Below are 18,839 nucleotides of genomic sequence, written 5' to 3' on the forward strand. Positions count from 1 at the left end.
CGCGCCGCTTTTTCCAACCAACCTGGAGGCATTGATGAACATCCACCGCTTGATCAAGGGCGGCCTCGCCGCCGGCCTCTGCCTGACGGCGCTTGCCACCGGCATCCGCATGGCAGAGGCCAAGGACTGGCGGGACCCGACGCTGTCGCCCGATGAACGGGCGAAGCTGCTGGATGCGGAACTGACGCCGGATGAGCGGATCGGTCTGCTGCATGGTCCCATGGCGCTGCCCTTCAAGATCGAGCGGTTGCCGGAAGGCGCCATTGGTGGTGCCGGTTATATTCCCGGCGTGCCGCGTCTTGGCATTCCGGCGCTGAAGGAAACCGACGCCAGCCTGGGCGTCACCAATCCCATGGGCATCCGCCCCGGCGACACCGCCACCGCCTTGCCGTCCGGTCTGGCACTGGCCGCCAGTTTCAATCCGAAGTTGGCCCATGATGGCGGCGCGATGATCGCCAAGGAAGCGGTCGCCAAGGGTTTCAACGTTCTGCTGGCCGGCGGCGCCAATCTGGCCCGCGACCCGCGCAATGGCCGCAATTTCGAATATCTGGGCGAGGATCCGCTGCTGGCCGGCACGTTGGCCGGTGAAAGCATCAAGGGCATCCAGTCCCAGAACATCGTCTCCACCGTCAAGCATTTCAGCCTGAACGGCCAGGAAACCAACCGCCATTGGGCCAACTCGGTCATCGGCGAAGCGGCCCACCGCGAAAGCGACCTGCTGGCCTTTCAGATTGCCATTGAGAAGGGCCAGCCCGGCTCCGTAATGTGCGCCTACAACCTTGTGAATGGCGACTATTCCTGTGGCAGCGATCATCTGCTGAACAAGGTACTGAAGGGTGATTGGGGCTACAAGGGCTGGGTCATGTCGGATTGGGGTGCCGTGCACGCCACCGACTATGCCGCCAAGGGCCTGGATCAGCAGTCGGGCGAGCAGTTGGATGATCAGGTCTGGTTTGGTGAACCCCTGAAGCAGGCGGTAGCCGCCGGGACCATTCCAGAAGCACACCTTTCCGACATGTCGCGCCGCATCCTGCGCTCCATGTTCGCCGCTGGCCTATTTGAGGCGAAGCCGGCACCGGCCATCGATATTGCCGCTCATGAAGCCATTGCCAAGCAGGTGGCCGATGAAGGCATCGTGCTCTTGGCCAACAAGGGCATCCTGCCCCTGGCGCCAGGTGTGAAGAAGGTAGCGATCATCGGCGGCCATGCCGATAGCGGTGTCCTGTCCGGCGCCGGTTCGTCCCAGGTCACCGGCCATGGCGGCAATCCCACAGTGATACCGGTGGGTGGTGAAGGCTTCATGGCGGCCTGGCTGCGTCAGGCGTTCCATAATTCCTCCCCCTTGAAGGCCCTGCGCGCGGCACTGCCCGGCGCTACGGTCAGCTTCAATGATGGCCGTTACCCGGCTGCTGCTGCTGCCCTGGCCAAGGATGCCGATGTCGTCATCATCTTCGCCAACCAGTGGATGTCCGAAGGGTTGGACGCCTACGATATTTCCCTGCCGCAGGGACAGGATCAGCTGATTGAGGCGGTGGCAGCCGCCAATCCCAACAGCATCGTTGTGTTGCAGACGGGTGGCCCGGTTCTGATGCCCTGGCTGGACAAGGTCGGCGGCGTCGTTTCCGCCTGGTACAGCGGGCAGAAGGGGGGCGAGGCCATTGCCGATGTCCTGACCGGCAAGGTCAATCCCTCCGGGCGCCTGCCCGTCACCTTCCCGGCCAGCCTGGACCAGTATCCGCGCCGCGACCTGCCCGGCTGGGGTTTGCCGGAAAAGCAGCAGTTCGATGTGGTGTATGAGGAGGGTTCCGACGTGGGTTACCGCCGTTTCGCGGCAAAGGGCATGAAGCCGCTGTTCCCGTTCGGCCATGGCCTATCCTACACGACCTTCACCTACGACAAGCTGCGGGTGAAGGGTGGCGATACGCTGACCGTCAGCTTTGAAGTGACCAATACCGGCAAGTTGCAGGGCAAGGACGCGCCGCAGATCTATCTGGCCGGTGCCGCCGGCAAACCGCTGCGCCGCCTGATCGGGTTTGAGAAGATCGACCTGAAGCCCGGTGAGCGCCGCACCGTGACGGTGAAGGCCGATCCGCGCCTGCTGGCCCATTTTGACGAGGCCGGTCGGCAGTGGCGCATCGATGGCGGCGATTACGACGTGGCCGTCGGACCGTCCGCTGCGCAGACCGTGCTATCGGGCAAGGCTCGCGTCAGCCAGCGCACGCTGAAGCCGTAAGGGGGCCAAGATGTCGAACAGAACCACTGCCGGCATGGTCTCGCTCGGTGCGTTGCTGCTGGCCGCCGGCAGCGTTGCAGCACCGCCGCAGCCGGCCCTGCCCAGGGGGCAGCCGCAGGTGAAGGCCGATGGCCTGACCTTCCGCGACCTGAACCGCGACGGCAAACTGAACCCCTATGAGGATTGGCGCCTGTCGCCGGAGGTGCGTGCCGCCGATCTGGTGTCGCGCATGACCCTGGATGAGAAGGCAGGGGAGGCGGTGCATGGCACCGCCCCCGTTCAGGGCGGCATGATGTCGGCTGGTCCGGCCTATGATCTGGAGCCTGCGCGCGCCATGATCCTGGACCGGCATGTCACCTCCATGATCACCCGCATGGCCGTGAAACCGGTCGAGTTCGCGACGGAGAACAACCGGTTGCAGGAGATCGCAGCCAGTGGCCGGCTGGGTATCCCCGTGATGATCTCCACCGATCCGCGCAGCCATTTCCAGGTGACGGCAGGTGCCAGCGTTACCACCACCGGCTTCTCGCAATGGCCGGAGACGTTGGGCCTGGGGGCCATCGACGATCCGGCCCTGACCCGGACCTTTGCGTCCATGGTGCGGGATGAATACCGCGCTGTCGGCATCTCCATGGCTCTGTCGCCCCAGGCTGACCTGGGTACCGAACCCCGCTGGTCCCGCCTGAACGGCACCTTCGGGGAGGACCCGGCGCGGGTGTCGGCACAGGTTAAGGCCTACGTCCAGGGCATGCAAGGGGCCGATGCCGGCCTGGCACCCGGTGGTGTCGCCACGGTGGTCAAGCACTGGGTCGGATATGGCGCCGCCGTGGAGGGGTATGACGGGCATAATTACTATGGCCGTTTCACCGACTTCACCAAGGGTGGTTTCGACCGGCATGTCGCGGCCTTCCAGGGCGCGTTCGAAGCTGGGGCCACCGGCATCATGCCGACCTATACCATCCAGAAGGGGCTGGTGCTGAACGGCAAGCCGGTGGAGCCGGTGGGTGGCGGGTACTCCCGCGAACTGCTGACCGACCTGCTGCGCGGGGTCCACAAGTATCAGGGCCTTATCCTGTCCGACTGGGCCATCACCTATGACTGCAATGAAAGTTGCCGCACGGGCACGCCAAAGCAGGCCCCGAAGGACATTGCCATGCCCTGGGGTGTGGAGGATCTGACCAAGCCGCAGCGCTTTGCCAAGGGCATGCTGGCCGGCATTGATCAGTTCGGCGGCGTCGATGACGGCACTCCGGTGCGCGAGGCGGTGGAACAGAAGCTGCTGCCCGTGTCGCGGCTTGACGCTGCGGTGGCCAATGTCCTGGCCCTGAAAATCCGGCTGGGCCTGTTCGAGAACCCGTTCGTCGATCCCGTCCGCGCTGCTGCCATCGTCGGTTCAGCGGACAAGGTTGCTGCCGGCCGCACGGCGCAGGCACGGTCGCTTGTTGTGCTGGAGAACAAGCTGGGTCCGGTGGCTCTTCCGGACAAGGGCAAACGCCTGTTCCTGCATGGTGTCGATCCGGCGGCGGCCCAGGGGGCGGGCTTCACCATCGTGGACAGTGCCGACAAGGCGGATATCAGCCTGATCCGCCTTGCCACCCCGCATGAGATGCTGCATCCAGGATATTTCTTCGGATCGCGCCAGCATGAGGGCGATCTGGATTTCAAGCCGGATGATGCGGGTTTGGCCGTTGTGAAACAGGCCGCCGCTACTGGTCCCGTCATCCTGGCGGTGGACATGGATCGGCCGGCGATCCTGTCGGCGGTGCGCCCGCACGCGGCATTGCTGCTGACCTCCTTCGGGATCAGCGATACGGCCCTGTTCGATGCGCTGCGTGGTGTCACGACGCCGAAGGGCAAGTTGCCCTTTGAAATCCCGTCTGACATGTCCGCCGTGCGGGCACAGTCGCCGGCCCTGCCGCATGACAGCGTCAATCCGGCCTATCCCATCGGCTTTGGCCGTTGATCGGGAGATGATCATGCGTCACCTGTTTGTTGTCTTGCTGCTGTTCATGGCACCCGCCGCCATTGCTGCCCCCGTCACTGTTGAGGGGGGAAAGGTGGAGGGTGTTGCCGATGGCGATATCGTCGCGTTCAAGGGCATTCCCTATGCCGCCGCCCCGGTCGGTCAGCTGCGCTGGCGCCCGCCGGAACCCGTCATCCCCTGGCAGGGGGTGCGCAAGGCCGATACCTATGGCCTTGACTGTCTCCAAAGCCCCTTTCCCGGCGATGCGGCCCCGTTGGGTGGCCCGATGGGGGAGGATTGCCTGTTCGTCAATGTCTGGGCACCCAAGCCGCAGGCGGGGGCGAAGCGGCCCGTCATGGTCTGGGTCCATGGCGGCGGCTTCGTGAATGGCGGTTCATCGCCCGCCGTCTATGACGGTTCCGCCTTCGCAAAATCCGGCGTGGTGCTGGTCAGCCTGAATTACCGTCTGGGCCGTTTCGGCTTCTTCGCGCATCCTGCCCTGACGGCGGAGGCGGGGGCTGAACCGACCGGCAATTTCGGCTTCATGGATCAGGTTGCGGCCCTGAAATGGGTCCGCCGCAACATCGCCGCCTTTGGGGGCGACCCGGCCAACGTCACCCTGTTCGGGGAAAGTGCCGGTGGCCGGTCGGTGCATGTGCTGCTGGCGGCCCCAGCGGCCAAGGGTCTGTTCGACAAGGCCTTGATCATGTCAGGCGGCGGGCGTGTCACTACCCTGGGCCTGCTGCCCCTTCGGCAAGCGGAAATGCGCGGGGTAAACTTCGCGCGCAAGGCCGGCCTGACGGATGAGAGTGCCAACGGTCTGGCGGCCCTTCGCGCTCTGCCGGCGGACAGGATTGTCGATGGGCTGGATATGCGGTCCATCATGGGTGACGGCGTCGATCACTATGCCGGCCCCATGCTGGACGGCAAGTTTCTGACCGAGGAGCCGGCGAAGAGTATCGCCGACGGCAAGGCACCGCGCATGCCGATGATGATCGGCGCCACGGGCCTGGACGGTTTCCCCATTGGCGATGCGGAGACATTGTTGAAGGGGTTCGGTGCCAATGAGGCGGCAGCCCGGCAGGCTTATGCCAGCCCGACCCCGCTGCTGACCAGCTGGAAGATCGTGGGTGACCGCATCTTCATTGAACCGGCACGCTATCTGGCCCGTCACTGGTCCGAAGCGGGGTTGCCCGCCTATGCCTACCGTTTCAATTATGTCGCGGAAAGCCAGCGGGCAACCATGCCCGGCGCCACCCATGCCAGCGAAATCCCCTACGCCTTCCGCACCGTCGATCTGCGCTATCCCGGTGCAGTCAGCGCGGCGGACCAAGCCATCTCCAAGGCTTTCCACGAGCATTTCGTGGCCTTCGCCAAGTCCGGTAGTCCCGGTTATCCGGCTTACCGTGCGGCTGATGACAAGTTGATGGAATATGGGGCAGGGGGAGCGGCCTTCATCCCGGATCCGCTGCGCCAGCGTCTGGACGTGATGGAGAAGGCGCAGAAGTAAGCACGATCCTGATTTCCGAAAATGTGGATGGCCGATATGTCCTTCCGGGCATATCGGCCTTTTCATTTTAAAAATAGAAAAATATTTAATTGCCCTGTAGCGGATTTTTGGAGTTTTAACTCCCCATATTTATTTTAAAATCCAATGGTGGATTTTCCCATCATCTCCTTCTTCCTTCACGCAAAGACAATAAGGCGGTATCGCCGCCGTTTGATGCCTGGAGGAAATCATGTCATCCCGGAAGTTGCGCCGCCCCACGGGCCGCGCCATGGCCACCCTTTGCCTTCTGTCCATGACCCTGCCTGTTGGCGCACAGGAACAGACGGGCATGCTGGAGGAGGTGATCGTCACTGCCCAGAAGCGGTCCGAAAGCGTGCAGAAGACGGCCCTGGCCGTGACTGCCATGGCAGGCGAGGCGCTGGCGGAAAAGAATATCCTGTCCGCCACCGCCCTGCTGGGACAGGTGCCCAACCTGCATATCGGGCAGGCCAGCAACGAAACGGTGATTTCTATCCGTGGCGTCAGTTCCGCGGGCATCACGCCCGCCGCTGACGCATCCGTGGCCTTCCATGTCGACGGCGTCTATCAGCCGCGCCCGTCGGGTGCCAGTTCCATGTTCTTCGATCTGGAACGGGTGGAAGTGCTGCGCGGGCCACAGGGCACGCTGTATGGCCGCAATGCCACTGCCGGTTCCATCAATGTCATCACGGCCAAGCCCACTGACCGCCTGCAATCAGCGGCGGAGATCGCGGTGGGCAACCTGTCGCGCATCACGGTACAGGGGATGCTGAACGTCCCGGTGATCGAGGAGAAGCTGGCCGTGCGCGGCGCCTTCTTGTCGCATCGTCAGGCCGGCTATACCCGAAATGCCGGTAATGGCCAGCCCAAGCTGAACGACGCCGACCAGATCGCGGGCCGCCTGCATGTGCTGACCAACCCGACGGAGAATATCCGGTTCCTGCTGTCGGGTGATTATTATCATCGCGGCGGTGCGGGATCGAACAGCGTCCTGATCGGGCGCTTAAACAATGATTTCCGCGCCAATGGCACCTCCCAGCCCTGGCTGGTCGCCACCAACACCATCCCCTATGTCGACAATGAACTGTTCGGCATTTCCGGTGAGCTGACCTGGGGGCTGGGGGCAGTCGACCTGACCTCGCTGACCGCGTTCCGCCGCGACAATGCCGATACGACGTCGGATCAGGACGGGACCGCGACGGGGACGCAGACATCGCGCTTCTTCAACTATAACCGCAATTTCTCACAGGAACTGAGGCTGGCGGCGGCTGCCCCCGACCGCTTCAAATGGATCGCCGGCGCCTATTACACCTATGAGCATAATCGCGACAATCTGGACCAGTATACGAACCTGCAGCGCACCACGGGCGTCATCCTGCGCCGCCCGGAACGCTATGCAAGGTCCAAGGCCTTGTTCGGTCAGGCCAGCTACGAACTGGTGGATGATCTGAACGCGACCGTCGGCCTGCGCCAGTCCTGGGACGAAAAGGGCAGCCCCGTTGGTCTGACCCAGACCATCGGCACCACCACCAACAGCTTTCGTCCCGATTACGGCAAGTGGAACAAGTTCACCTGGAAGGGTGGACTGGAATGGCAGGCCGATGACACGACCCTCTATTACGCTAATGTCGGTAACGGCTATAAGTCGGGTGGGTTCAGTTCCAACCGCAATTACGGGCCGGAAAGCCTGCTGGCCTATGAGATTGGGTCGAAGAATGACCTGCTGGATCGCCGCCTGCGCCTGAACTTGTCGGGCTTCTACTATGATTACAAGGATTTGCAGGTCACCGCCACGGTACCGGACGAGGATGGGGTTGTCCGTACCCGTACCACCAATGCCGCCGGTTCCACCGTCTGGGGCCTGGAGGCGGAATTGCAGGCCATGCTGACCCGCGATCTGCGGATCAATAGTTCCGTCGCCTATCTCGATGCCAGCTTCGACAGATATCCCGGCGCCAGCGACAGCCTGTTCCGCACGGTGCAAGACCTGTCGGGCAACCGCCTGCCGCGCGCACCGCGCTTCACCGGCAATATCGGGTTCGATTTCGACATGGGCGTTGGGGAACATGGCACCCTGACCCTGCATGGTGAGACCCGGTACCAGTCGAAGATTTTCTTCTCCGCCTTCAATGACAAGGCCTTTGTTGCCAATGGAGTAACGGTCAACCCCTATGCCATGGCCGTACAGAAAGGCTACACGGCCAGCGCCGTTCGGCTGCGGTACAAGCCGGCGGAAGGTGACTGGTACGCCGAAATCTTCGCCGACAATCTGGAGAACAACGCCATCCTGACCGCCGTGACCTATGGCACGGGTGGGGAGACGTTTGGCGCTTTCGGCCCGCCGCGCACCTTTGGCGTGAAGCTGGGTATCCGCATGTGACCTGTTTGCGGGCGGGTGCCCCCGTGCGCCCGCCCGGTCTCTGCAAAGGACAATCCCATGAGATTGAACAAAAATGGGCGCCGCCTTGCGGCGGCACTGCTGGCGGCCTGCGCCCTGACGCCTGCGGCACTGGCCGCCACGAAGGCCCCCGCCAATATCATCCTGATGATCGGTGACGGGATGGGAGGGGCAGAAATCGCCGCTGCCCGCGCCTATGCCAACAAGCAGGGGGTGCCCCTGTTCCTGGAAACCTTGCCGCACCTGGCCTCCCTGATCGTGCAGGCGGCTGAAGAAGGGCGGCCAACCATCGGCGATTATGTCGGGGACAGCGCCAGTGGCGGTACGGCCCTGGCAGCCGGAAAGCGCACATCGGTTGGCCGCATCGGCACTGTACCAGGCGGGGCATCGGTGCCCAGTATCCTGGAACTGGCCAAGGCGCGCGGCCTGCGCACCGGTGTGGTCACCACGGCGCCCGTGACCGATGCCACGCCCGCCTCCTTCCTGGCCCATATCCGCATGCGCTTTTGCGAGACGCCGTCGCGCATGGGGGCCTTCATCCCCAGTCTGCCGGGTTGTGAGGGTGACCGGAAATCGGCGGGTGGCAAAGGTTCCATCTTTGAACAGGTGGTCGATGCCGGTGCCGATCTGGTGGTGGGTGGCGGGGCCGCCATGGCGGGACAGCCGCTGGACCCTGCCGATGCATCCAAGGGTACGCTTGCCGATTATGCCAGGGCCAAGGGCGTGTCGCTGGTGACCGGTCCCGCCGGCTGGGCCGCTGCGCCGGAGAAGGGACCGGTTCTTGCCCTGCTGTCAGACAAGGTGGTGCCCCTGGAATGGCAGGGGCCGGGCGGGCGCAAGGCGGAAAAGCCGAAGGTCACCGACCCGTCCACGGGTGCCATCGAAAAGCCGGTTCCCGCCGCGTGCGAAGCCAACCCCAAGCGGCCTGCCGATATGCCGGACCTAGCCACCCTGACGCGGCAGGCCATTGGACGCTTGCAGAAGGATGCCGGCCCCAAGGGCTTTTTCCTGATGGTGGAAGGGGCGGCCATCGACAAGGCCGCGCACGATGGCGATCCCTGCGGCATGATCGGCGAACTTCTGGCCTTCGACCGTGCGGTTCAGACCGCCGTGGATTTCGCCAAGCGCCAGGGCAACACCCTGCTGATCGTCACTGCCGACCACGCCCAGTCGACCCAGGCCATTCCCTCATATCTTCTGGCCGATCTGGGCCGTCCGCTGACGGTGGGCCACGTGCCGCATCGCATCCTGGCGCTGCGCACCGCAGAGGGTGGTTCCATGCTTGTGGGCCATGGCACCAGCGCCGACGGCGACCAGTATCACACCGGCGCCAATGTTTCCGCCTTTGCCATCGGTCCCGGTGCAGATGCGGTGACGGGCAGTTTCGATCAGACGGGCATCTTCGACATCATGCGCAAACATCTGCCCTGACCCGGTCCCTGTGATCGCCGCCGGTCCGCCGTCCTCTCTCATCTGGGCGGACCGGGGGCGTGCTTGAGGCCCCCGTGTCGTCGCGCATGGACACGGGGGCTCTTTTTTAAAATTTTGCCCCTATGCGCAGGCCGAAACGCTGTGGTGCTGAATATCCTGCCAATATTTCTCCCTCCATGCCGAAGGTCGCGGACATCATCACGGCCCGGTTGGTCAGATTATCGACCGAAAGTTCGGCATAGCAATCATCCGGCGTCGAATAGCGCAGCCGCGCCGCCATCACCGCAACCGCCCCCTGGCTGGCCAGACGGTAAGGGTTTGACAGGCGGCCCGCGACCATGATGGGAACGTCATTGAACGGGCTGAAGAAGATGCGCGACATGTACCGCGCCTCCCCCCGCAGACTGATATCACCACCATCCTCCAGGGACCATGAGCGGTCGGCGGCCAGATATCCGGTCCATCTGGGGGCACGGGGCAGGCGGCGGCCCGACAGGTCCTGCTGTGTCCGGAACACCGGATCGCCCGCGATGGGATAGCGGTCGAAGCTGGCTGACAGGTAGGACAAGGTCGCCTCCACCCGCCATCCCGGCGCTGGTAGCAGCAGGCCTTCCGCCTCCAGCCCCCAGACCGTGGATTGACCGGCATTGCTGGTCCGGGTGCGGACCACCCCGTCACTGTCAGGGGCGGAACTGTTGACCTGCAGATCCCGAAAATCATAACGGAAGCCGGACAGATTCAGGCGCAGGCGCGACCAATCCAGCTTTGCCCCTGCCTCATAGGCCATCAGGGTTTCCGGGGCGTAGATCTGGTTGCTGGAAAAGCCGCCGGCCTTGTATCCATTGCCGATATGGGCATAGAGAAGGCGTCCGTTGTCGGCTTGCCATTCCAGCCCCGCCTTCCAGGTGGTTTTTCGCCAATCGGCGTGGTCGGGTTTGAAGCTGTTGGTGGTTTCCCCCAAAGTGCGTGTTACACCCTCGGGGCTTTCCTTGTGATCCCAGGATTGGCGCAGGCCCAGCGTTGCCATCAGATCATCGGTCCAGTCCTGACGCAGGTTGGCGAACAGGGCATCCGCTCGCGCCTGCCGCTGTGGCCGGCGCAGGATGACGCCCTGGGTTCGGGCCAGATCCGTGAACTGATCCAGATTGTCATTGTTCCGTTCCTGAAAGTGATAGGCGCCAGCTATCCAGTCGCCCAACCCGTCAGTATGGCCAGACAGGCGCAGTTCCTGGGAGAAGCTGCGATTGTAGTTATAGAAACGCAGGGTACGGGTATTGACCGCGTCGCCATCCTGATCGGTGGTGTTGTCGGCATTGTCGGCCCGCCACGCGGTCAGGCTGGTCAGGGTGACATCACCCGGCGTCCAGTCCACCTGCCCCTGAACACCGTAAAGCGCGTTGTCGACGCTGGGCGTTGTATTCGTGGCCAGACGATAGGGCTGGGCAGTACCAAGGTCCAGGAAGTCCGTGTCCTTGCGACCGATCAGGACCTGTCCCGGCCCGGCACCGCCGCGATGATAATAATCCGCCGACAGCAACAGCCGCAGATCATCCGTCGGCATGGCCAGCAGCAGGGCACGGCCCGCCATCTGATCCGCGTCATTGACGTCGGGCTGTCCGGCGCCCTGGTTGTGCGTATACCCGTCCTGCTGATGGTTGATCATGGCGATACGCAGGGCCAGACGATCCTCCACCAAAGGCAGGTTGATCATGCCGCGCGCGGTCAGCCGTTGCTGCGACCCGATCGTCAGTTCCGCCGCCGCTTCCGGTATGAAGCGGGGTTTGGCCGTGATGACATTGATGGTGCCGGCGGTGGCGTTGCGGCCATAAAGCGTCCCCTGCGGTCCACGCAGCACCTCCACCCTGTCCACGTCGAACAAAAGGCTGCCGGCACCCGAGGGTCGGGGCAGATAGACGCCGTCCAGATGGAAGGCCACGGATGTATCGGCAGCAGGCGTGATGCCGGCGGAACTGACGCCCCGGATGGAGATCACGGTTTCATTATTGGCCTGTCCCACATGCATGTTGGGCACATGGCCCAACAGGTCGGTCGGCGTCAGGATGGATCGTTCCGCCAACTGCGCTGCGTCCAGGACCGACAGGGCCAAGGCTGTGCGCTGTGCCGCCGCTGGCCGCTTCTCCGCCGTCACAACGATGGCGGGCAGAATGGCCGTGTTCGCCGGGGCCGCTATCCGGTGGGTGGCGGGGCGCGGACTGGCAGGGGCGGGCGACAGGATGACGGCATTGCCCACCTGCTTTTCAATCCGCAGGTCCAATGCCTTCGCCGCCTGCTCCAGTGCATCCAGGGCGGTCATGCGTCCCTGGATTGCCGGCAACCGTCGGCCCGACAGCCAGTCATACGGGTATGACAGGTGCAGCCCGCCGACCCGCGCCAATTCATTCAGGCCCGCTGCGGCCGGACCCGCGGGCACGTCAAACATGATCCGGGGTGCTTGCTCGACGGCGAGCGCGGAACCGACACCCGGATGCAGCAAGGCCAGGACGGGCAGTACCCATCCATCGCGATAAGCCAATGGCGCCTCCCTCCCTGTCGCGCGCCGTCCGGCGGGTGGGTCGGGTTGATCCGCGATCCATCACCTGCCGGCATCCTGTCACCTGTTTTTTATATACGATTGTATGTCTGAAGTTTTTCCTTACAACGCCTGAACAGCGCCCTGTTCAGGGGCGTGCCTCCAAGGTCAGGGTGCCGTCGGCATCCCGCGTGACCTGCAATTGCAGGCTTGCGGCCACGGCTTGGGCGAAACCTTCGGCATCGGTGCTGCGGAAGATGCCGCCGACCCGGCGCTGGGCCACGGCGCCGTCCACCTTGATGCGCTGCTGGCTGTAACGGCTGACTTCCGCCGCTGCATCGGCCAGGGTTTCCCCGGCAAAGACCAACCGCCCGTCACGCCATGCCGCGCGGCGTTCCATGTCTGGCAATGCCATGGCACGGGTGACGATACGGGTCTTCGTCATATGGGCTTCATGGTTGCGGGTCAGCGGCACGGCGGCCATGGTGCCCGCACGCAGGCTGACAGTCCCCTCGCTAACCGTGACACGGGCCGCATCGGCGCCCGCAAGGATCTGGAACGCCGTACCCACGGCGGTAACACTGCCGCCGCCGGTATGAACGGTGAAGGGCCGCTGCGGATCACGAGCCACCTGAAAGTTCGCTTCCCCCTGATCCAGCCAGAGTTGCCGCGCGCCATCGGAGAAGGCAACGCGCAGACGGGAGGCAGTGTTGATCTCCACCACCGACCCGTCATGCAGCGTCAAACGCCGCATCTCCCCCTTTGCCGTTTCATAGGTGATGGCCGCCACCTGCGGGGTCGACGGCGGTTGACCACGCCATGCCAGACCGGCAGCCAGCAGAAGCACGACCGCAGCGGCCACCGGGCCCCAGCGGCGCCAGGCTGGCACGTTCTGCACCTTTTGCCCACGCAACAGGTCCAACCGGGCGGATACGGCGCGCAGGCGGATATAGGCGCCGTGATGGCGCGCATCCAGCCCAAGCCAATGTTCCAGTTCGGCCTGCTCTGCTGTGGTCAAGGCGCGCGCATCCTCCCGTGCCAGCCAGTCGGCGGCGACCGTTTCGATCTCGGTGGCGGTCAGGCGGTCGGCCATCATTGTTTCCTCATCTGGCGGGCCGGCGGGTCATCCTGCCGGGCCGCGAACCAGGCCGCGCAGCGTTTGATACCGGCAGCGACATGCTTTTCAACGGTGCTTTCAGACAAGCCCAGACGGCGGGCCACCAGCTTCTGTGACAGGCCGTCGACCTTGCGTAGGGTCAGGACCTGACGGCATTTCTCCGGTAATTGCGCCAGGGCGGCGTGGAGAAGGCCGATATCCTCGCGGCTGATCAGATCGCTTTCATGGGTCTGGGCCTCGTCGGCCACTGACAGGCTTTCCAGGTCGGGCACAGGCACGATCTTCACCACCCGGCGTTGGCGCAACTGTTCGATCACGATGGAACGTGCCACCGCGTACATATAGGCCTTGGCATCGCGGATACCGGCCTGTTCCTTGGCCAGCCGCGCATAGGTTTCCTGGATGATGTCGTCAGGGTCGATATCATTGGCATGCCGCGCCAGCCAGCCGCGAAGCCCAGGCTCCAGCGGCAGGATGCGCGTGGCGAACCAGATGTCGAGCGTTGTCGTCCGCACCGTGCTTCCTCCCCGTCCGGCCCTTCATGGAAAGACCGGACATCGCAATACTGAAGGAAGAAGGGGTTGCCGGCAAAATCCGCCATGCCGGAAGTAAATTTTTTTGGGTGGGATCAGCGAACCGGGATTTCGAACTGTCCCGCCGGCAGTCGCGCGTCGTCATAGAGGTTGCACATGCCGCTTTCCGCCCAGCAATAGCGTACGCGGATGGCGGGACCTTCGCCGATGGGTAGGGTGACGATATCGCCCGACAGGCTGGCATCGACAAAGCGGCAGCTGTCCCAGCCGGCGCCGCACAGCTCGAAGCCAATGGGTCGGTGATGGTTCAAGGCCTTCAGCTTTCCATCGATATCGGTGAACCGGATGCGAACCACATCGCCCTGCCGCTGCGCATCGACCGGGACAGGACCGGAGACACTGACCTTCTCGCCCAGAAGCAGGTGACGGGCCGCACGGGTCAGGCGTTTTGCAACCTGCTGCTTGTTGGCGGGGTGGACATCATACCAGTCGCCAAGGCCGTTGGTGACAGCCATGGCGGCATGCGGATCGGCTGCGACCGCCATCCGCTGACTTTCGCGCAGCCTGGCCCATCCGCTTTCGATGGGCTTGTCCTGGGGATAGCCATATTCCGGCAATTGCACGACAAGGAAGGGCAGGTCGGCACCGAACTGTCGCCGCCAGCCCGACATCAGGCCCGCCAGCAGCGACTGATATTCTAGGGCCTTGGCCGTGTTGCTTTCCCCCTGGTACCAAAGGGCGGCCCGTACGGCGTAGGGGCCCATGGGCGCCACCATGGCATTGCGGATCGTTGAGAGGCCATCCACAGTACCCCAGGGGGCATGCGGGGCCGTGCCGATCTCGCCCGGCGTCACCATGTACTGCCAGCCGCCGTCGATGGGCACGCGGGTTCCTTCGGCCAGCAGGATCGCCTGTTCATCGGCACTGCCGTAAAGCCCGCCATCGCCATAGCCGTTGATTACGGCAATGGTGACCTGATTGATGCCGGGCTTCAGCGTCCTGGCCGGCAGCGGATAGCGGCGCGGATCGCCCGGACCATAGAGGCTGCCTGCTGGCACGTCATTGACCCAGGAGACATCATAATCATCGGCAGAACCCAGCAGCAGGGTGCCCCCCTGTTTTGCCTGCGCTTCTGTCAGGGTGAAGGTGCTGCGGTACCAGACGATGCCGACATAGGGGTTCAGTTCCGGCACGCCCCAGGTCACGAAGGATGTCAGCGACGGTACCGCGCGCCAGCCATCGCCCGCCGCCGGCGCCGTCCGCCACGGTTCGCCCTGGCCCTTCGTCTTCCACCACCCTTCCCAAACGTCGAAATATTTGCGGATGCCGGCATGCCGGTCCTTGTCATAGGCCGACAGGATGGCAAGGTCCTGGGCATAAAGCCCTGTCTTGGCCAAATCCGCCGAATCCATCCAGCTTTCAATGGTGGAGCCGCCCCAGGAGGAATTGATCAGTCCGACCGGCACATCCACGATCTGCCGCATTTCCCGACCGAAGAAATAACAGACCGCAGACATGTCACCCACCGTTTCCGGCGTCACCGCACGCCAGCGTACCGGGTGGGTGAAGTCGCGCTGCGGGCCGGTATTGGTGGCGCGGTCCACCGACAGGTATCGGATATTGGGGTGCTTGGCCCGGTTGGTTTCTGTCCAGCTGTCCAGCGAGCGGGCGACCTGCATTTCCATATTGGACTGCCCGGAACAAAGATAGACGTCACCGACCAGCAGGTCAGCGGCCACCTGCTGGTCGGTCGCCGTCTTCGCGGTCAAAATGACGGGGCCGCCGGCGGCCTGTGCCGGCAGGTCGGCCCGCCAGGCGCCATCCTTGCCCGCCTTGGCCGTCACTGTGGCATGACCCAACGTCACCGTCACCAATTCCCCCGGCTTGGCATTGCCCCAGACGGGGATGGGCCGGTCGCGCTGCAGCACCCCGTGATCCTGGAACATCGGGTGCAGAAGCGGGGCATCGGCTGCGAATGCGGTCCCGGTCAGCAGGGAAATGGCCAACAGCAGCGGCAGGCGCACGGACATCAGCATTGTCTCCGTAAGGTCAGGCCGGATCGGCCTTGCAGAAGCGGTTGATGAAATCACCATGGCTGGGCAAGCGTGCGGCTGCCTGAGCCAGGCTTTGCCGGCGCAGGCGCAGGGCCTCCAGCACTTCCCCGCGATCCTGCGCCGCCATCAGTGGGTCCCGACGCTGCGGGATCAGGCCCAGGCCGATGAAAAGCGCCTGCCAGCTGGGCGTGACGAAGGTTTCCTCGTTCAGCAGAACCACCTGCCCGGTGGCACGGAAGGTTTCGATCTTTTCCGCCAGGGTATCGGGCAGGGGGATACGGCGGCGTTCGCGCCAGAATTCACTATCCTCACGGCCATTCAGCGCGTAGTGCAGGATGATGAAGTCGCGGATACGGTCGAATTCCAACGCCTGGATACGGTTATATTCCGCCGCCAGCCCCGGATTGAAATCCAGATCGGGCAACAGGTTGACCAGCCGCGTGATCCCGCCCTGGATCAAGGAGATGGAGGTGCTTTCCAGCGGCTCCACAAAGCCGGACGAAAGGCCGATGGCAACGCAATTGCCGATCCAGAAGCGCTGCCGCCGGCCCGTCCTGAAACGCAGCAGGCGTGGTTCGGCTAGAACCGTGCCATCCAGCCCGGCCAGCAGCCGTTCCCGCGCCGCGTCCTCCGTCACATGCGCGCTGGAGAAGACATAGCCATTGCCGGTCCGGTGCTGCAACGGGATGCGCCATTGCCACCCTGCCTCCAGTGCGGTTGCGCGGGTGAAGGGGGCGGGGGTGCCATTACCGGCGCATGGAACCGCCCAGGCCCGATCAACCGGCAGCCAATGGCTGTAATCGACCCAGGGTTCGGCCAGGGTCTTATCGACCAGAAGGGACACGAAGCCCGAACAGTCGATAAACAGATCGGCGGCCAGAATGCGGCCATCGGCCAGATGGACCTGGGTGATGAAGCCGGTTTCAGGGTGCCGGTCCACCCGCGTGATCCGTCCTTCATGCCGGACCACCCCTTCCGCCTCCGCCTTGGCACGCAGCATTCGTGCATAAAGACTGGCATCGAAATGGAAAGCATAGCTGAAATAGGCATAGGGGGAGCGGGGGTCGCTCTCCGGTGCTGCGAAACGCCCGGCGGCGGCCATCACCGCCGCCATGTGATAATCATCAAAGGGACCAACGGCGTCCTGCCCGGCCAGATGGCGGGCCACCAGCCAATGGTTCAGGGTGGAGTAGGGGCCGGCATTGACGATGTAATCCCCAAACCCGTGGAAGAAGCTGGTGCCCTTGGCGCGCCAATCCTGAAACGCGATGCCCAGTTTGAAACTACCCTGTGTCGCCTTCATGAAGGCGACCTCATCCAGGCCGATGGAACGGTTGAAGTCGCGGATGGTGGGCACCGTGGCCTCGCCCACCCCGACAGTGCCGATCTCCTCGCTTTCCACAAGTTCGACGACCGTGCCCAGCCGCTTGACGGCTTGGTTCAGGGCGCAGGCAGCCATCCAGCCGGCTGTGCCGCCACCGACGATGAGGATGCGACGCAGGTTTGTCATGCTGCTCCCCGGCGGTTGCTACCAGCGTTCAGACGGGACAGATAATCCATATGTCGCGGGGCCGCCCTGGCCGTCTGAGCGATGATCTGTCGTGTCGCGTCAAATCCCTGCCGGATATCTGACAGATCCCCCGCATCGGCCAGCGGGTCGTAAGACGCCGGCTCCACCTCCTGCCCCAGCAGGACTGCCAGCCAGTTCGGTTCCTGAAACAGGGTCTGGTTGGGAAAGATGGCGCAGCCGCGCGCGCGGAACAGTGCGATCTTCTCCGCCAGACTGTCCGGCACGTCCATATGGCGCATCCTGTCCCAGAACGGGTCCCCGACCCGTTGATTGGCGTGGTAATGCAGGATCAGGAAATCGCGAACCTGCTCCAACTCCTCCCCAATCATGCGGTTATAGAGATTGGCGGACAGGGGATCGTCCTTGGACAGGGGGAACGTCGCCGCGAACTTGATCAGCGCATGCTGAATGAAATGGATCGATGTGCTTTCCAGCGGCTCCAGGAACCCCGATGACAGGCCCACAGCCAGGACGTTCTTATAACGCGACTGTGTCCGGCGGCCCGTGGTAAAGCGGAGGAAACGCGGATCGGCCAGCGCCTGCCCATCCAGATTGGCCAGAAGCGTCGCTGCTGCCTGATCATCATCGATATGGTCTGCGACATAGACATAGCCGTTGCCGGTGCGGTGGCGCAGATTGATGCGCCATTGCCAGCCCGCCGATCGGGCCGTGGCCGTGGTGAAGGGCACAGGATCGCGCGTACGGGCGGATGGCACCGCTACGGCCCGGTTGGCGGGCAGCCAATGCGACCAATCCTCATAAGGCCGGCCCAGCGCCTGTCCGATCACAAGGGCGCGAAAGCCCGTGCAATCGATGAAGTAATCCCCGTCGACCCGCCTTCCATCGGCCAGGATCACGTGGCTGACAGTGCCGTCGGTTGGGTCAAGCGCCACATCCGCGACCGTTGCCTCCACCCGCGTCACGCCGCGCGGTTCGGCAATGGTGCGCAGATAGGCGGCATAAAGCCCGGCATCAAAATGATAGGCATAGGCCAGCGTGGATTTCGGCGACCTTGCATCCGGTGACGGGGTATCAAAGCGCCCTTCATCGGCCAGCTTCTCCGCCAGCCAGAAATCGGACAAGGGCACCGTGTAACCGGCGGTGCGCAGACGCAACCACCAAGCGTGAAATGAGACGCCCTTGATCGCCTGCCCCGGCTGCCCGAACGGATGCATGTAGCGATGCCCCGGTCGCACCCAATCCCGGAACGCAATCCCCAGTTTGAAGGTGCCCTCGGTTGCCCGCATGAACTCTGCCTCGTCAATACCGACGGCGCGGTTGAAGAACTGTATGGGGGGGATCGTGGCTTCACCGACGCCGACGGTCCCGATGTCCGGACTTTCGACAAGGGTAAGACGCAACCGGTCGCGCGGCAGAACATTGGACAAGAGTGCCGCTGCCATCCAGCCGGCAGTGCCGCCGCCGACGATAACAATATGCCGGATAGGTGCAGCCACGATGATCTCCCCTGAAACAGACCCG

General features: G+C 63.7%; 11 protein-coding genes. 5 read left to right on the plus strand and 6 right to left on the minus strand.

What is annotated here, in order from left to right; all coding sequences use genetic code 11:
* Window positions 1-34 precede the first annotated feature (34 nt).
* From ACT6Q8_RS10945 to ACT6Q8_RS10965, 5 genes are all read left to right on the plus strand, one after another.
* Entirely contained in the window at window positions 35-2,233 is a 2,199-nt protein-coding gene (locus ACT6Q8_RS10945; RefSeq protein WP_444732206.1) for a beta-glucosidase, read from the plus strand.
* A gap of 10 nt (window positions 2,234-2,243) precedes the next feature.
* Window positions 2,244-4,196: a glycoside hydrolase family 3 protein gene (locus ACT6Q8_RS10950; protein ID WP_444732205.1), complete on the plus strand. Its 1,953-nt coding sequence runs from the start codon at window positions 2,244-2,246 to the stop codon at window positions 4,194-4,196.
* A 13-nt stretch (window positions 4,197-4,209) separates the two neighbouring features.
* Window positions 4,210-5,706, plus strand: a complete 1,497-nt coding sequence (locus tag ACT6Q8_RS10955) for a carboxylesterase/lipase family protein (RefSeq protein ID WP_444732204.1) — start codon at window positions 4,210-4,212, stop codon at window positions 5,704-5,706.
* Window positions 5,707-5,935: 229 nt separating this feature from the next.
* The gene (locus ACT6Q8_RS10960; protein ID WP_444732203.1) at window positions 5,936-8,104 is read left to right on the plus strand and encodes a TonB-dependent receptor; all 2,169 of its coding nucleotides are present in this window, start codon (window positions 5,936-5,938) and stop codon (window positions 8,102-8,104) included.
* Window positions 8,105-8,161: 57 nt separating this feature from the next.
* Complete coding sequence (locus tag ACT6Q8_RS10965; protein ID WP_444732202.1) at window positions 8,162-9,553, plus strand: alkaline phosphatase; 1,392 nt, start codon at window positions 8,162-8,164, stop codon at window positions 9,551-9,553.
* A 106-nt stretch (window positions 9,554-9,659) separates the two neighbouring features.
* On the opposite strand, the gene ACT6Q8_RS10970 is transcribed toward ACT6Q8_RS10965, so the two are convergent.
* The 6 genes from ACT6Q8_RS10970 to ACT6Q8_RS10995 all read right to left on the minus strand — a co-directional run bounded on the left by ACT6Q8_RS10970 (window position 9,660) and on the right by ACT6Q8_RS10995 (window position 18,814).
* Window positions 9,660-12,086 carry a TonB-dependent receptor domain-containing protein gene (locus ACT6Q8_RS10970; RefSeq protein ID WP_444732201.1) on the minus strand — a complete coding sequence of 809 codons (2,427 nt, stop codon included), beginning with the start codon at window positions 12,084-12,086 and terminating at the stop codon, window positions 9,660-9,662.
* A gap of 145 nt (window positions 12,087-12,231) precedes the next feature.
* Entirely contained in the window at window positions 12,232-13,179 is a 948-nt protein-coding gene (locus ACT6Q8_RS10975; RefSeq protein ID WP_444732200.1) for a FecR family protein, read from the minus strand.
* Window positions 13,176-13,715 carry an RNA polymerase sigma factor gene (locus ACT6Q8_RS10980; RefSeq protein ID WP_444732199.1) on the minus strand — a complete coding sequence of 180 codons (540 nt, stop codon included), beginning with the start codon at window positions 13,713-13,715 and terminating at the stop codon, window positions 13,176-13,178. The genes ACT6Q8_RS10975 and ACT6Q8_RS10980 overlap by 4 nt, the downstream gene beginning before the upstream one ends.
* A 113-nt stretch (window positions 13,716-13,828) precedes the next feature.
* Entirely contained in the window at window positions 13,829-15,763 is a 1,935-nt protein-coding gene (locus ACT6Q8_RS10985; RefSeq protein ID WP_444732198.1) for a sialate O-acetylesterase, read from the minus strand.
* A 19-nt stretch (window positions 15,764-15,782) separates the two neighbouring features.
* Window positions 15,783-17,297 (minus strand): tryptophan halogenase family protein, encoded by a 1,515-nt coding sequence (locus ACT6Q8_RS10990; protein ID WP_444732197.1) that lies wholly within the window; start codon window positions 17,295-17,297, stop codon window positions 15,783-15,785.
* Complete coding sequence (locus ACT6Q8_RS10995) at window positions 17,294-18,814, minus strand: tryptophan halogenase family protein (RefSeq protein WP_444732196.1); 1,521 nt, start codon at window positions 18,812-18,814, stop codon at window positions 17,294-17,296. The genes ACT6Q8_RS10990 and ACT6Q8_RS10995 overlap by 4 nt, the downstream gene beginning before the upstream one ends.
* Window positions 18,815-18,839 lie beyond the last annotated feature (25 nt).

It is taken from the genome of Niveispirillum sp. (assembly GCF_052437035.1).
In the GTDB taxonomy this organism is placed as follows: domain Bacteria; phylum Pseudomonadota; class Alphaproteobacteria; order Azospirillales; family Azospirillaceae; genus Niveispirillum.

Excerpts from the sequence above, each read along its gene's own strand:
- ACT6Q8_RS10945 (WP_444732206.1), top strand. The coding sequence starts at position 35 with ATGAACATCCACCGCTTGATCAAGGGCGGCCTCGCCGCCGGCCTCTGC.
- ACT6Q8_RS10950 (WP_444732205.1), top strand. The coding sequence starts at position 2,244 with ATGTCGAACAGAACCACTGCCGGCATGGTCTCGCTCGGTGCGTTGCTG.
- ACT6Q8_RS10955 (WP_444732204.1), top strand. The coding sequence starts at position 4,210 with ATGCGTCACCTGTTTGTTGTCTTGCTGCTGTTCATGGCACCCGCCGCC.
- ACT6Q8_RS10960 (WP_444732203.1), top strand. The coding sequence starts at position 5,936 with ATGTCATCCCGGAAGTTGCGCCGCCCCACGGGCCGCGCCATGGCCACC.
- ACT6Q8_RS10965 (WP_444732202.1), top strand. The coding sequence starts at position 8,162 with ATGAGATTGAACAAAAATGGGCGCCGCCTTGCGGCGGCACTGCTGGCG.
- ACT6Q8_RS10975 (WP_444732200.1), bottom strand. The coding sequence starts at position 13,179 with ATGATGGCCGACCGCCTGACCGCCACCGAGATCGAAACGGTCGCCGCC.
- ACT6Q8_RS10985 (WP_444732198.1), bottom strand. The coding sequence starts at position 15,763 with ATGTCCGTGCGCCTGCCGCTGCTGTTGGCCATTTCCCTGCTGACCGGG.
- ACT6Q8_RS10990 (WP_444732197.1), bottom strand. The coding sequence starts at position 17,297 with ATGACAAACCTGCGTCGCATCCTCATCGTCGGTGGCGGCACAGCCGGC.